The 15,425-nt window shown below is 56.6% G+C and carries 11 protein-coding genes; 4 read left to right on the forward strand and 7 right to left on the reverse strand.

The window, feature by feature from the left end; genetic code table 11:
* Window positions 1–20: 20 nt before the first annotated feature.
* From C4S59_RS03320 to C4S59_RS03350, 6 genes are all read right to left on the reverse strand, one after another.
* Entirely contained in the window at window positions 21–1,121 is a 1,101-nt protein-coding gene (locus C4S59_RS03320; RefSeq protein WP_103909029.1) for an ATP-binding protein, read from the reverse strand.
* Window positions 1,112–4,825 (reverse strand): DUF4132 domain-containing protein, encoded by a 3,714-nt coding sequence (locus C4S59_RS03325; protein ID WP_103909030.1) that lies wholly within the window; start codon window positions 4,823–4,825, stop codon window positions 1,112–1,114. Before C4S59_RS03325 ends, C4S59_RS03320 begins: the two co-directional genes overlap by 10 nt.
* Window positions 4,826–4,966: 141 nt before the next feature.
* Window positions 4,967–5,938, reverse strand: a complete 972-nt coding sequence (locus C4S59_RS03330) for an endonuclease/exonuclease/phosphatase family protein (protein ID WP_103909031.1) — start codon at window positions 5,936–5,938, stop codon at window positions 4,967–4,969.
* Between the two features lie 133 nt (window positions 5,939–6,071).
* Complete coding sequence (locus tag C4S59_RS03335) at window positions 6,072–8,234, reverse strand: S8 family serine peptidase (protein WP_146064504.1); 2,163 nt, start codon at window positions 8,232–8,234, stop codon at window positions 6,072–6,074.
* A gap of 3 nt (window positions 8,235–8,237) precedes the next feature.
* On the reverse strand, window positions 8,238–9,353 hold the full coding sequence (locus C4S59_RS03340; protein ID WP_160006742.1) for a phosphatase PAP2 family protein: 1,116 nt from the start codon (window positions 9,351–9,353) through the stop codon (window positions 8,238–8,240).
* 22 nt (window positions 9,354–9,375) lie between these two features.
* On the reverse strand, window positions 9,376–10,728 hold the full coding sequence (locus tag C4S59_RS03350; RefSeq protein WP_146064505.1) for a tetratricopeptide repeat protein: 1,353 nt from the start codon (window positions 10,726–10,728) through the stop codon (window positions 9,376–9,378).
* A gap of 633 nt (window positions 10,729–11,361) precedes the next feature.
* Here C4S59_RS03350 and C4S59_RS03360 point away from each other — a divergent pair.
* Entirely contained in the window at window positions 11,362–11,781 is a 420-nt protein-coding gene (locus C4S59_RS03360; RefSeq protein ID WP_103909036.1) for a hypothetical protein, read from the forward strand.
* A 487-nt stretch (window positions 11,782–12,268) separates the two neighbouring features.
* Here C4S59_RS03360 and C4S59_RS03365 read toward each other — a convergent pair whose 3' ends face one another.
* A complete protein-coding gene (locus C4S59_RS03365; protein WP_103909037.1) occupies window positions 12,269–13,024 on the reverse strand; it encodes an IclR family transcriptional regulator in 756 nt (251 codons plus the stop codon).
* A gap of 216 nt (window positions 13,025–13,240) precedes the next feature.
* Between C4S59_RS03365 and C4S59_RS03370 the strand changes: the two genes are divergently transcribed.
* The 3 genes from C4S59_RS03370 to C4S59_RS03380 all read left to right on the forward strand — a co-directional run bounded on the left by C4S59_RS03370 (window position 13,241) and on the right by C4S59_RS03380 (window position 15,424).
* Entirely contained in the window at window positions 13,241–14,077 is an 837-nt protein-coding gene (locus C4S59_RS03370; RefSeq protein WP_200813157.1) for a cyclase family protein, read from the forward strand.
* A gap of 63 nt (window positions 14,078–14,140) precedes the next feature.
* On the forward strand, window positions 14,141–15,064 hold the full coding sequence (locus C4S59_RS03375; protein WP_103909038.1) for an alpha/beta hydrolase: 924 nt from the start codon (window positions 14,141–14,143) through the stop codon (window positions 15,062–15,064).
* Between the two features lie 15 nt (window positions 15,065–15,079).
* Complete coding sequence (locus C4S59_RS03380; RefSeq protein ID WP_103909039.1) at window positions 15,080–15,424, forward strand: cupin domain-containing protein; 345 nt, start codon at window positions 15,080–15,082, stop codon at window positions 15,422–15,424.
* The last annotated feature ends 1 nt before the right edge of the window (window position 15,425 follow it).

Below are 15,425 nucleotides of genomic sequence, written 5' to 3' on the forward strand. Positions count from 1 at the left end.
GGTTTGCTGCGGGACTGTGATCATCCGTCGTCCTTGGCGGCCTTGTGGAAGGCGGCCCAAGCGCGGCTTGTCCGGCCACGGGCGCGGGCGATCGTATCGACATAGGCGCGCAGTTTGCGGGCGTCTTCGGCGTCATCCTTGAACACGACACCCCGCAATTGCCGCGCCACATGGGCACCGGTCGGGGCATCGCCGGACAGATAGCTGGCATCCAACAGCGCCCCATGGGCGACGTTCACCGCCTCGGCCGTGGACATGACCGATTTCGGCTGGGCGACCACAGCACCGTCCGCGGCCCGCCCTGTGCGCAGGTCACGAAAGACCGATACGACGACGTCCAGAACATCCTCGGGCAAATCGGCCTTCATGTCGTATTCGGCCATGCGGTCGCGGACCTGTTTGGCGATCAGTTCCTTTTCAAAGGCCGCATCGGCAATGGGGGCGACGGTTTCGAAATTGAAGCGGCGTTTCAAAGCGCTCGACATTTCGTTCACACCCAGATCGCGCAAGTTGGCGGTGGCAATGACGTTAAAGCCGCGCTCTGCCCGCACCTCGCTGGCGGCACCCAGTTCAGGCAGGGCGACCGTCTTTTCGGACAACAGAGAGATCATCGCATCCTGAACCTCGGGGGCGCAGCGGGTCAGTTCTTCGATCCGCGCGATCTGGCCGTTCTGCATGGCGGTCAGCACCGGCGACGGGATCAGCGCGCGTTCGCTGGGTCCTTCGGCCAGCAACAGCGCATAGTTCCAACCATAGCGCAGATGATCCTCAATCACGCCTGCGCTGCCTTGGACCACCAGACGGGACGTGCCGCTGATCGCTGCCGCCAGAAGTTCGGACAACAGCGATTTTGCCGTGCCCGGTTCCCCCACAAGCATCAGCCCCTGATGACCCATCAGCGCGACGATGCAACGATCAACCAGCGGGTCATCGCCATAGAATTTCCGCGACACATCCAGCTTGGGATCGCCCAGAATAAACCGGCGCACGGCGCGGGGGGACAGCGCCCAACCGGCAGGTTTCGGATCGTTATCGGCGTCGCGCAGGCGGGTCAGTTCATCCGCATAGCGCAGTTCTGCCGGAAGCCGCTGGGCGGTTGTTACGTCGGTTTTCAAATCCATGGCATCTTCTTCATCCATTCGGGATCATAAGAGCCCTTGGCCACCATATCCCGATAATCGTTCCAGCATTCCGACAGCAACACGCCGGGCACCTCGCCCAAGGGCACAGCGCGCCCGCGGCGGCCTTTGCCCATGATCTTGTGAAAGCTCAGGTACATCTGTGCGGCGGCGACGTTTTCCTCGGGCAGGCAGTTGCCCGAGAACTCGATCACCGCGCACAGACCGGCGCTGCGGAAGTTTTTGACGTATTCGTTGAAATACCCGCCATCCAGCGCCTCGCCCCGTTCGTAGCCCAGTTTCGAGGCCACACCACGGAAGGTGAACGTGTCGGTCACCCAGCCATGGCGATCCTTGATCTGGGTTTCCTTTGGCATGTCGCCTTCGACGGCCAGCAAGGGCCGACCGAATTGCGCGAACAGTGGTTTGACCTCGTAGTCTGACAGATGCGTTTTCCACGCCTCTGCTGCGCCATCAGGCAACAATGCGCCATGCGCCAGCCGGATGTTGGCAAAGCTTTCCGGATCAACCTCGTTATCCTCGGCATCGACATAGTCACCTTCAGCGGTCGGGCGGAAGGCGGTGATCGCATTCCCGTCCCCATCAACGCCCAACCAGATCACGCGTTCCGTCAGGCGGCCCATCAAGGGATGATCGCGGAAATCGCGCTGCCAGTCCGACACCGGCCAGACCCGTTCGGCACAAAGCGCCTCGTACAGACGTTCGCCCTGTAGGGTCATGACCTGCTTCAATTCCCGCTTGGACGCGGACAACTGTTTCTTGCTGGCTTTGGTGTTGTCATCATCGCCCGCAGGCAAAGCCTTGATCGGCTTGCCGTCGGGGTTGAAGGCCACCAGTTTAAAGTCGTCGTCCATCCGCGCGAAATAGGGTTTGGCATCGTCGCCAATGGGCAATTCCAGCACGCCGTCATCATTCAGACCTGCCGTCGGGATGGTCCGGTCGGCCAGTTCATCCAGCGACCAGTTCCGCGCCTCGGCCACGCCATTGACCAATTCACCCGCATAGGCCTGCACGCCCTTTTGTTTCAGACGGGTGGCTGCGGAAATCACGATCTGAAGCGACAACGGATCACCCTTGGCCGCCAGCACATCCAACAGCGCGGACGCCTGCGACGTGCGGGATCCGTGCTGCTTCAGGTAGGTGCGCACAACAGCCGCGCCATGAGCGGGGTCGATCTGTTTGGCCAGACCCAGAATGCCTTTGGTTGCAGCGCCTGAGTTCAGGTAGTTGGATTTGAACCCGTTGAACAAATCGCGATACGCGCGTTCGCGGGTGTAGCCTTCGATCCAGCGGCTATTGTATTTGAAATTGTTGTCTGCGTGCTTCTCGGCATAGGCGTGCGCCTCTTCATCCGGCGGGCGCTGAGTGTCGTAATCGATCCATGCATCAAAGACCCACGTCGACAGGGTGCGCGCGCTGTCGGGGGCCAGCTGATCCAGATAGATGTCGAACAGTGCATTCCCGCCCGGTTGCTTCAACTTGTTGGCAAGGAACAGCCACGCCTTGATCACCTCGGGCGGCACCTTTTGCCCGCCTTTGTATTTCAGCGCGGGCATGTGATCGCTGATCAGCCAGTCCAGCTTATCGAACTTGGCCTTTTTCAGAACCTTTTCCGCCTCGGCCAAAAGCGCCTTGGGGCCGACGTAATCGGACAGCTCGACCCCCAGACGCGAAAGCGCCGTCAGGATGGCCGCGCGGGCCAGATCGGACTTTTCTTTCTTAAGTCGTGCCTTCAGCGGTTTCGCCGCACCTGTAGCCCCCAGATCAGCCAGCCATTCGGCGGCACCTGCGCGCACATCCTGACGGGTATCTTCCAGCAAGGCGATGGCGCGCTCTTCCAGACCGGGCGCGCCTTTCAGCATCTCGCGGGCAAGGGCACGGCCCGTTTTGCCGGTCCCCGTGGCCAGTTCCAGAAGCGGGCCATAGTAGCGCTGGGGCGTTTTCGGCAGCAGGTTCAGAAACTGCACCGCCAGCAACTTGCGCGGCGCAGGTTCGCCGGGCGGGCGCATGCCGAAGGCTTCGTCGAACAAATCAAAGCTTTCAGCCAACAGGGGCCAGAGCGCATCGCTGTTCAGATCGGCGATGTCGTAATAGGTCCACTCGCTCGCCAATTCGGAACGCAGCAGATCGCCGGGTTTGATTTCGCGCGTTTTGCGGTCAGCCCATGGGCCGTAGGTCACTGTTTTGTTGGCGACATTCATCGCCTCAAGGTGGCGATAATCGGCGTTTTCGCTGTTTACGTAATTGACCAAAAAATTCTGGGCCGCGGACCAGCCGCTCTGATTAAACGCCGCGCTGAAACCGCGCTCCAGCACGCTGGCACACCGCAACGCGCGTTTCGGTGCCATGCGCGACAGTGCCTCGGTCGTCCAACTGTCCTTCAGTGTGTGCTGAATCAAAGACACCAATCGACGGCTTTCTTTGGAATCCAGATCTTCGGGGTCACCGTTGAAGATTTTGATGATTTTACCCGCAAGCGAGGTGCTGATCGGTTTAGGGCGATAGCCCCGCCCGCTGCGATTGGCATTGCGCCGCTCGATTTCTTCGTTTTCTTTTTCGATCAGCTTGATCAGGTCGGCCTTATCGTCATCGCCAAACCAGATGTCCGGTTCGGAGGCCAGTGGTGCCAACGGCGGAATATCAACGCGGGTGCCATCCAGAGCGATGTAGCCGGTGTTGTCATCGCCATCTTCGCCGGTGGACGCCTGCGTGACCAGATCAACAGCCAACGCGCTTTCAATCGACGCCTTGATGCGGGCGGTTTTTTCGGCTGGCAGGTGATCGCGCAAGACGTTCAACGCCGCTTCGGAACGCATCCCGGCCAACAGATCGACCATCGCCCCCCGCACGGCCACTTTGCCATTGGTCAGCATGTCTGTCGCCATTGGTAGAACCTCGGCCTCGGGCTGCGCCATCAGCACGTTCACCGCCATTTTGCGCACGGCTTTGGAGCTGTCAGCACAGGCCTCGACCAGATAGGCTCGGGTGTCGGGGTGATTGAACATCTCCCATCGCTCCATGGCGGCGATGGCGTTCACCTTTCCCTCGGCAGCCATCCGGCGACCGGCCTCTAACAGGGCAGGTACATTCTGTTTGGCAAAGTCCGAGAAATCGAAAATCTTGGTCAGGCCACGGATATCATCGCGGCTGGCCCAGCGTCCGTCGTCGTTGAACACCACATCAAACAGATCGACAGCCGAACCACCCGCAGCCACGCAAATCTGCGCCGCAAATTCGGGCGACAGTGCGCAGTCCTTGGCATCGATCATTTCTCGGGGCCACCTGTTGGTTTGCTTGATCAACCCCTGCCCCGCGTTCGCGAACAACACCCTGAGCGGTTGCGGCACGTGTTTGGTGCCAACCAGAAAGTCGCGCGCTGATCCCATGGCAGCTGACAGCACCTCGCCATAGCGTGCCATCACCTCGGCGTCGTGCGCCTGCCGTGCGATATAGTTCCAGCGATTAATGGTGACGGCGTCATTGCTATACAGCCGGTCCAGTTCCAGCGTCTTGGCGACATCGACATTGGCAAGCGTAGACAGAACCGAGCCTTCGTCACCCCGCCCCACATAGGCAATCGCGGCGTCGCCCAAACCCTTTTGCACACCATTCAACCGCTTGAGATCCATCCCGATCGGGCCGCCAAGCAATTCATTTTTCGAAAAAAGAGACAAAAGTTTTTTCACCGGAACGCCCTGAATACATTTCACAATGCAACAAGACTCGCACGGTCACACGCACAACCCAAGAAAAATTTAAGAAACAATCACTCAACTCTTACCGGTTACCGCAATTCATCAACTTTCTCCGAAGCGGGACCTAGCAACCTATGGGTCAGGAAACGCAAACTCGACATATGAAAGGTAGTGATCCGAACCCTGATCTTTCGGCGAATTGATCACATCGGCCTTTCCCGTGCGCAATTCCCAGAGTGCCTTTGACACCAAAATGAAATCGATCTGCGCCCATTCATCAACGCGGCTACCATCTGCCTGAGGTCTTTGCCAAACGTGCGTATCCCGCGGGCGTCGCGAAGCAGAATGCGGCGCGACATCAGCCTGCTCAATCAATGTCATCGCGTCTGTTAGCCCCAGTGGGTTGCCAGCCCCAACAAGCGGCGCAAGGGCGTCACTGTCCGAAGTATCATTCAGGTCTCCCAGAACTACGAAACGGTCGTTGTCGATATCTACGGCACGCGACACGACATCCACTACCTTTTCCGCTTCCGCTCTGCGCTTTACTGTATTGAGAGCTTGCCGCGCCTCATACTCGTCAGGGTCTTTGAACGGATCTACACCTGTGTATTTTGACTTTAAGTGGCAAATGAAAACTGTCAGCAGGACCTCTTGCTGCGCTTCATCCATGATTTCAATTTGCAAACAATCCCGACCGAAACGATGCAAGCGCCCATCGCCGCGTCGGAATTTCTCGTACTTGTGGCTTGTAACTCGCCCGATGCGAAACCGCTTCGAACACAGTAGAGCCAAGTCTATTCCACGTGGGTCGTTTGACGGCTGCGACACAACGCCTGTTTGCGCCCCATATTCCGGCCCGACACTTGCCTGAACAAAATCCAGCAATGCGCCAAAGTTTTCGATTTCTTGCAGCCCAACGATATCGATTGCCCGACCGTCTACGCCATTTTCCCGAATACGGCTTGCCACATCAAAGGCGTGTGCCCTCGATTTGGGGCTGCTTCGAAATCGCCCATACATGTCATCCCCAACAGAATAGGGATCATCAAAACGGTCGAATAAATTTTCAACGTTGTAGGTTGCGATGCGAAATGGTCTGGCCATTGAAGATATCCAATCATGATAATGTCAGCGTTAAAATTCTTTCTGATAGGCGTTTCGGAAGCTTAGCTCGTCAAAAGTGGCTCGAAACGAACACCCACAATTGTCAGGCCGCAGAAGAAATGCGGCCTGATTTTTATGCGACTGGCACAGAGCGTGCCGGCTTACTCCGCGTGACGTGCGGGACGGTCAGCGTTCCCGCGCGGGCGATATGTTTTTCCAGTGTCACTGGGCCAGACGTTTCAGTGTGTGGCAAAGGCAGAGGCCCAGACATTTGCGCCGTGAAATCAGCACCTGCTGCAGCGTTTAGCACCATAATTCGACTGGCGGCGGGTGACGCGCCACTGGTGCCTGACAAATGTGTACCCGAACCACTTCGCACACCAATCGATGCTGTTCCCGCCAATAGTTGGCTTTTATCAGACACGGCCGCATAGGAGGTCGCCGCCCCCCAATGGCCTGTTGTTCCATCGCCCTTCAGGGTCAAACCGCTAGCTCCGCTATACCAGCTGACTTTGCCGTTTGAGGCCGTGTAACCGGCAATTCTTGTGACATCGGGTGACGACGCAACGCCATTCATCCCGCCGTAGCCACGAATGAACCCAAGAGTTTCTGAATACTGTCTCAAGGGATGCTTGGGGCTATCGTTTTCCGTGTCATTCAGATCGACCAGCCTGCTTTGACGGCCCCCTGTATTCAGCATCGCAGGATCATCATCACGATGAACCCAGACGTTGATCTGCTGGTTTTCGGCAAGAGGAACACCTGAATTCTGGTGAACCTCGATGCGCCAGTTGCCAGAAGGCGCACGGCGGCTTTGCCCCCGAGTACTGATCGTGGGGATCAGCGCCACCATCACGCGCCAACGAGACCCGCGGTGCAAATCGACAGACAACTGACCAATGTTCTCACCTTGCATCTCAAGCTCAGTGAACCGTCTTGGGTCGCCTCGACCTTTGATATCAGTGTCGTCGTCCAGCGTTTCGTCGGCGCTGATATCGATTACTCCACCAGCCGTCAGACTGTACCCAGGCGGAGGAGTGACGGACACGGTATACCCGTCAGGGTCCATGCCCTCTGGTAGCCAGATCTCTAAGTAGCTTGAGGTGCGGTCATCTGGAAGAAGCTTCCATTCAAAGGCATATGATCCGGTTGCAATATCCGCACTGGTGATCTGCCCATGCATCGCGTGGGCAAAGTTGTTGCCCGTAGGCATGACAACCGCCGTTTTCGGCTGAAGGCTTTTGCGATCTTCCAAAAGCTCTTGGATAGCCAGTTCCATTTCCGACTTACCGTCATGGCGGCTTGCGCTCCAACCATATGAAAAGTTTACGACCAACGGCAGCTCTTCGGGATCGTCAGGGTCCGTTGAGTATTTTTCGGCAATCGCCCGGGCCCGGTTGAAAATGTAGTGCAAGGCGCTGAGCATATACATTTCCTTGCCAAAGCCCGACGTGTCCCAAGCAATTGTGTTAGGCAACTGCACAGCAATAATCTGAATATCGTCGCCCATTTCATGGCTAGACACGCGCATGTCATTGCCTGCGCACATGCCCGCCACATGGGACCCATGCGTCGCATGGCGCCGCAAATGCGCACCCAGTTCGGCAATTGCTGGGTCGATGGCGCCGGACATCCGGTACAGCAGATCTTCGTCATCGCCCGACGCCGCCCGCAACGCGTTGATGTTGCCATTCATCAACTCGCGCCCAAAAGGTACAGCGCTGTGCGTGTCCGCTTCTGCTGACTGCAGCCAGATGTGGCTTATCCGGGTTTTACCATCACCATCCAAAAACGCTCGGTGCGCAAAAGGAATCCCATCATCAATCACACCAATGATCGCCTTGGGCCGAGTGGAGGGGACAACCCAATCTTCCATATCGCAGTGGGGACTATAGTCCGGCGACCATGCCTCGGGTGCGATAGGGAAATTTACCCTGAAACGCGGTTTTACGCTGTCTGATTGCGGCGTTGACCTGACCTTTCCCAACATGTCCGCAATACTCGAGTCCTGAGCACGCGCTGATCGTCTGGCGTTTGTAGTCGCATCATGAAAGGCAAAAGGCGTAACAGACGGCGTGCGGTTCAGCGGGTTCCACAAGGGCGGCTTTCGGATGATCAGATCGGGGTCGTTTGGAAACTGATCCCCACCTTCCAGCAAAGCCGTGAAATACACAGAGTTTTCTTCACTGATCGCCGGAAACGCATAGGGACGTCCGAGTTCCTCGGAAAATACCCAGCGTTCGTAGGGACCGGTATACCTGTCAATTCGTTTTGAGGGGGCTCTCTCTAAATACATCCGTCATGCCCTCTGCTTTTCTGCAGCGGCTTCTGTCCAGAGCCACTCAAATGTCTGGCTAGACGACATAGTGAATGCTGCGCCCTCGGTGAGGCCATGATTTGAGGCCAGCGCCGCATCCTTAAAGTCATGATCGAAGAAATCAGAATTTCCGGCAACAAAGCTCAGGGACGGGGTCGCAGTTACAACACCGCACCGTTTTAAGATTGCGCGTCCGACGCTGACCCCAAGTGTCGCCCCTGCCCAACTGTCGATGGGATAATGCACGCCAGCGACGGTCCGATTGACAGCAATCCGTTCGGCCAATCCGCGCAGAACTTTCAATCGACCGTCAGAGTCAGCCAACGACTGCCACGTAGTGACCAACTCGGTCAGAACCGTTAGCGCGGCATATGCCTCGGTCGCGTGTGCCGACGGGAAGCTGCCGTGGCCCGGCGTCGGGATCATAGGCAGGATGCGGCCATCCAACTGATCAGGGCGGCGTACGGCCAGTGCATGTTTTACCGCCATAGCGGCATGAGCAGCCAAGACCTGCGTTGCGGTCAGCAGTTCGAATGTTCTCTTATGCTGACCTGCGTGAAGACCAAGGATCATTGAAAAATACGCTGTGGGAAAACCCAACTGTGAAATAATTTCAGCACTTCGATCAGGCCGCAGGTCAGCGTAGTCCAATACATGCTGGCACTGATCCCGCAACAGCGCTTCATCGGGCCGAGCAAGTGTTACGGCATCTGTTCCCTCAAACGTGAGTGTAACAGTTTTAGCCGCGTCATCTGTGCGCCAATTCATATCGCGCAAGAAATCGGACACATATAGCGACCCGCGCACCCATGCCGCTGAACGACCAAGATTGTCGGGATCGTTAAAATTCAACTCTTCCGTTGCGCCTAAAGCGGCATTGCCTGCCAGATGGCGCAAAGCTTCTGCTGTGATCTGCAAGCCTGTTGTGGTTGTTCCGTCATATCCACCAGGATCTTCTGCGCCTAAAAACCCCCCAAGACCCGTTCCAAGGCCACCCAAGCCACCAAGACCCCCAAGCCCGCCAAGGCCACCCAGTCCTCCGAGACCTCCCAATCCACCAAGGCCGCCAAGTCCACCCAATCCACCGTACTGACTCATTAATTTATCCCCCTAAATAGAGTTAAGTAATGCCCGAAGCGGTCAATGCTTCGATGACCCGCAGACCGGCCTTATTGCCAGCCGACGGGTGGTTCCGTTTGTATTCATCGATGTTGAAGCTCGGATGGAACCGCACCAGCTCTTGCGCTGATTTCCGTGCTTCTTCTGCGCGTCCCAAAAAATGTAGGGCTGTGGTACGCGTGCGCAGGGTCGACAGGTGACGATCGTTTTTCGCCAGCGATCTTTCCGCGCGTAGTAATGCTTCTTCAAAATTCTCGGCAGCAATATAAGCGCTGCTTGCAAGGCTGTCGTAGTAGTAGCCGAACGGGTCAATCGGCGACAGACATTGCGCAGTTTCCGTCGCTTTGATCGCGGCTGCCCCTTCATCCTGGAATGCCATTAGGGTGCCGCGCAACAACCACGACAAGGCTTCATTGGGGTTCACGTCCAAAGCCGCGTTATAGCGCTGCTCGGCTACACCCATATTTTTCAACAGGTTATTGTGTGCAAACCCATCAATGGTCAGGCTAAAGCTACAGTTTGAATCTGTATCCAAAGCCCGAGCCGTGCAATCAAGAGCCTTCTGAGTATCGTTGGAGCGTTCAGTACTGAAGCCTTTGAACACACTCAGGACATACCATTTCGCTAACCACGCATGGGCAAGCGATACATTGGGCATTCGGCTGCAAGCTTCTTCTAGATAGGCACGGGACGACACGAAATCCCGCATCGGCGTACGGTGCATCAGTGAAACACCAGCGAGGATCAATTGATGGTCCTCAATCATCGGCAAAGGCCGATCCTTGACGTAATCGATGGTACTGTCAGCGATAGAGCGACCTATCGCTTGAATAACATTGACCAGCCGTGCCTGTAGCTGGTCCGAGAAACTGTCTGCGGGACAACTAAAGTGCCTGTTCCAAAGGATATCCCCGCCACGCGCATCGATAAAATCGAAATCAACGATCATTTCGCCGCTACGTTTCCGAAGCGTTCCGGTCACAACATAATCCACGTCCAACGTGTCTCGAACGGACACCAGATCAATAGAACGTTGCGCCATTGCGCGACTAGACAGATGGGAAATGACGCTAAGCAAGTTGGACCGCGACAAAGACCTGCAAGCCTCTTCCGCGACCCAGTCAGCCATCACACGCATATTCGGATCAGTATCAAGCACGGCCAACGGCAAAACCGTCACCCTTGGACGTGGGCGCGTATGAGCCGCTTCAGGCGTGGTCGGGAAAAGGTTCAAGACCGCTTCCGGAGACTTCCGGATTTCGTCAACCCAGCGTGTAAACTGAGGCGCTGGAATGTTTAGATCATCAAGAAACATCCCGTCGCGCGGAGATCCGAGCAGGCGCACGTAGTCCATGTTGATTTCGATATCGCGGTTGGTGGGGCGGATAAACCGATCAAAATCATCCCCCAGAACCTTACGCATATCCGACAAGGCACGTCTAAGATTTTGGTGCCCGCTGTCATAACCTGCGTGCCCCCAGAGCGTTTCTTGCAAAAATGTCCGTGATCGCCGGCCGAACGGGGCCGTGACCAAAAGGGCAACGATCGCACGCTGCTTTGCGCTTTTTATCTCGCACGCAGGCCCGCCCGTTACGCGCACCAGACAAGTGCCGAACAATGATATTTCCAACAATGAAGACACACCCAAATTCCTATCCTTAGGGAAAGGTTAACACTCACCCCTCGCGTGAACCAAGGCTTTCACACTTTATTCACGCACGCTCGCGGCGACGGCATCCTAAAGTGGGGGATGTGAAGTTTGTGAAGGTTACAAAAGGACAAGCAGGATGCCGACAAACAGTCCCAGTTCTCAGATCGAAGACCTGGTCGACTTTTTCGGGCGCTGGCCCCGCATGCGACAAGAAGCAGTCAGTCTGCGCGAGGACCCTAAATTGGCCCCAGAACAGGCGACAATGCTTGAGTGGATGATTTTCGTGATAGATCGGGTCGGCCCTGCGGACCTGGATCACCAAGAAGGATCAAATTTATGATCAATGAGTCTCAATTTTTGCGGTGGGCACCAGTGGAACCAACTGCATGGTCGCGCATCGCATATGGGCGCCGGGTAACCTATGTGTCCGAAGGCGGCACGTTGTCGACCTCGGTTCGCAGTGTCAATTCAGGCACCGCACTGTATCTGAAAGCCACGATCGAAGGCCGGATGCTTGTTGAAGTGTATGCAAACGGCAAGCAGATCTACGATGAACTTGTGGCTCATGACGAATTGGACTGTTTTATCAAAGTGCCGAAGACCACCCTCAATGTCCAAACAGATATCGAGGTTCACTTCATCCCTGCGACCACAGGCGAAGTACGCATTCTTCGGAGTTATGAATTGGTCTGTACAAACAACACGTTGAACAAGGCCATTGTCGAACGTCAGCAGGCATTGAAAATTCCTGCCTGAGGGATTTCGCTCCTTTAAATCATTCTGGCGCAGCCTCCCCTCCCGCTTTTATCGGGCGCCAGTTCAAGCCGCTTCGGTCCTGCCGAAGCGGCCTTTTGCCTTTCCCCAGGCGCGGGAAACAGACCACTTCTGCAGCAACTAACTCCACAGCAACGTAGCGGGAAATTCGGCGAAAAGGGACCTTCCCTTAAAGAGCCGCAAGTTTACTGTGAACGTAGATAAAACGATTATTTTTCGACTGAAAATTCTGAGAGGACGGCGTTGCAGCAACCGAGAAATGTTCAGACGGAAAGACCAATTTGCTCGGAACAACATCCACCGCCCGCGCTGATAGCCGATCTTCCAACGCTAGCGTATGCAGAACGTCGACAATCCGTCCGGCGGCAATTCCCGACCTGCGGGTAGCACGGCATGCCCGTCATTAAGGCAACCCAAACTGCGCACCGCCTTCAGGATCACGAATTCGCAACGCATTTCACCCCACCGCCTACTGAAACGTGCTGTGAATGTTGGACGATGTTTCCAGCAGGGTCTTTTCGATCTTGGCGCGTTGTCCAGCAAATCTGGACGACGGCACAGGAACGGAAATGGCATGCAATTCACCGACCCAATCTGTGAAGGCAAAACCGATCGCGGACACGCCCGAGGAATGTTCATCAAGGTCATAGGCAAGCCCCGTCGCGCGGACCTGGGCCAGTTCCTTCAGCAAAGACGAGATGTCTTTTTCAACGCCGTTGCGTGTCCATTCGTTTTTGATCAGCTTGCAGGCCTCATCTTCGGGAAGCTGCGCCAGACAGGCTTTGCCATTCGCGGTGGTCGTAAGGGGAAACACCTCGCCCACCTTTGACACGGTCGTCAGCCGGTGTGTTCCCGGCACCTGATCCAGAAACACCATCCCGATGCCGCGCATGACGGCAAGGTCGGTGGTTTCGCCTGTCTTATGGGTCAGTTCGTTCAGCAGAAGGCGGCAATGTTCGACGATGTTGTACTGCGCGGCGCTGGCCAGCGCGCTAAGTTCCGGACCAAGGATCAATCCGCGGCCCTGCGGTGCGGTGATGACGAAATGTTCGTCCATCAGGGCGCTGGTGATTCTTTGTACCGTAGAACGGGCCAAACCGACCCGCTGTGCGATTTGCCCAAGGCTCAATCCATTCTTTTCGTCCTTTAAGGCACGCAGAACAGCAGCGGCCCGAGAGATGACCTGAATACCGGACTTTCCATTTTTTTCTTCTGTTTCAGACATTTGCAAAAACCCTTCGCCGGTACTGCAAGCTTAAAGCCATCCTTCATTGCGACCATTGATGTACCGCGATGCGATGCATGTCAACCGCATGGTGAACTTTTTTCTTGACCGCGATACGATGCGGCTGCATCACTTCTCGGGACAGGTGGGAGGAGCCACCCTGACAATCTGAAACACAAAACGCCGGGATTCCGGCGAACAAAGGAGATGTGCCAAATGGTTGAAATTCGCGGCATCGAGTTCCAAGGGAACACCGACAACGACATGGGGCTGGAGTTCTACAACCTGAGCCACCGCTTTGGTTTCCAGAACCCCAACTGGCCGTATTTCGAAGATACAAAGATCGAACGTATCCACTACATGGCCAAATCTGGCGTTCTCAGCCAGCGGATCACCACAACCATGCACGCGACCACGCACATCGACGCGCCTGCGCACGTGGTTCAGGGCACACCGTTTATCGACGAAGTTCCGCTGCCGCACTTTTTCGGCACCGGCATCGTTGTGTCGCTGCCCAAAAAGAAATGGGAACCGATCACAGGTGAGGATCTGGAAAAGGCCTGCGGTCACGCGATCCGCAAGGGCGATGTTCTGATCATCAACACCGGCTGGCACAAACAGTACGAAGACGGCGATTACTTTGCCTACTGCCCGGGCTTTGTGGCCTCTGCTGGCGAATGGATGGTGGAAAAAGGCGTGAAGGTTGTCGGGCACGACACGCAGGCCAACGACCACCCGCTTGCCACAGCAATCGGCCCGCAGCGCAACGGTCCTCTGCTGCCGCATCTGGCGGATGAGTACAAAGAATGGTCCGGCGGTCGTGACTGGAAAGACGACTTCCCCGATTGGGAACCGGTCCACAACATCCTGTTCAAGAACGGCATCATGGGCATCGAAAACGTGGGCGGCGATCTGGACGCGGTCACAGGCAAACGCTGCACATTCGCCTTCTTCCCGTGGAACTGGGACCGCGGCGATGGCTGTATCGTTCGTCTAGTTGCGATGATCGACAAAAGCCAGAACTTCCGCATCGACGCTGGCGAAAGCTTCTAAGGCTTTCCGTGCGGGCTGCCCGACAACGGCGGCCCGCGACTTTCAAGACATGGGGAGGATGTCATGAAAAAACTTCTGTGTTCCTTGGCATTTCTGGCCGCGTCACCGGTCTCGGCCCAAGTGGTGCTGACGCCGGATATCGCCGAGGCTTTGCCTGCCTTGGGGTCCGAGCTGTCGCGCGAAATGGTCGGTGGAACCATGAAGCTGTACGGCCCCTTGCATGCTGCCGACACCAATGACGGGCTGAACGTTTCAACTGATCAGGCCTATGGAGATCACGAGCGGCAAAAGCTTGATGTCTATGCCCCTGAAGGCGCGTCCAATTTACCTGTGATGGTCTTTGTGCACGGCGGTGGTTTTGTCCGTGGCGACAAGGGCGGTGCCGCAAATATCGGCCGCTGGTTCGCGCGTCATGGCGTTGTGACGGTGACCCTGAATTACCGGTTCGCACCGGAAAGCACGTGGCCCTCGGGGGCCAAGGACGTGGCGCTGGCGCTGGATTGGATCAAGGCGAACATCGCGGGGCTTGGCGGCAATCCGGAACGCATCGTTCTGTCAGGCAATTCCGCCGGATCGATGCATGTGGCCGATTATACGTTCCACGAAGATTTCCAGAATGAGGCTGACGGCGTTGTCGGCTCGATCCTGATTTCCCCTCCTGCCGTTGACCTTATGGGCCGCGAACTCGATCCCGCGCGGGACACTTTGTACTACGGCCCCGACGGCGACCGCGCCGCGCAGTCCGTGGTGAACGCGCTGGACGGTCGCACCCTTCCGGTGATGGTCGCCTACGCCGAGCATGAGCCCGCCATGATCATCGACCAGACCCGCAAACTGATCACCGGCCTGACCGACCGCAACGGTCGTCTTCCGCTGGTCGTGGGGGTGGCGGGTCACAACCACATCTCAATCGTCGAACACATCGGCACTGCCGATGAATCGCTTGTCCATGAAATGCTGAACTTTGTCGGCACGGCGGGCGATTAAGAAAGGACTTTTCCCATGCATATCAAGCGCTTCAATGATGCCGAACCCTATGAGGCCCCGAACCACTGGGGCGTGTCGGGCCTAAGGCTTCAGGGTTTCGAAGAAGGTGGACCGACGAACCAGTGGGTCGGCTTTTCCCAGTTCCTGCCCGGTGGCGGCGCAGGTCCGGATTCGACCCCGTTTGAAAAGGTTTACGTCGTCCTCGAAGGCGAGATGACCATCGAATGGGACGGCAAGACCGACGTTCTGCGCGCGATGGACAGCTGTACCGTTCCGCCCGGCCTGATCCGGCGCATCGAAAACAAATCGAACCACGTGTGCAAAATGCTCGTGGTCATCCCCTACCCCCCAAAGGCCTGAC

The sequence above is a fragment of the Thalassococcus halodurans genome (genome assembly GCF_900108225.1).
Lineage (GTDB): Bacteria > Pseudomonadota > Alphaproteobacteria > Rhodobacterales > Rhodobacteraceae > Thalassococcus > Thalassococcus halodurans.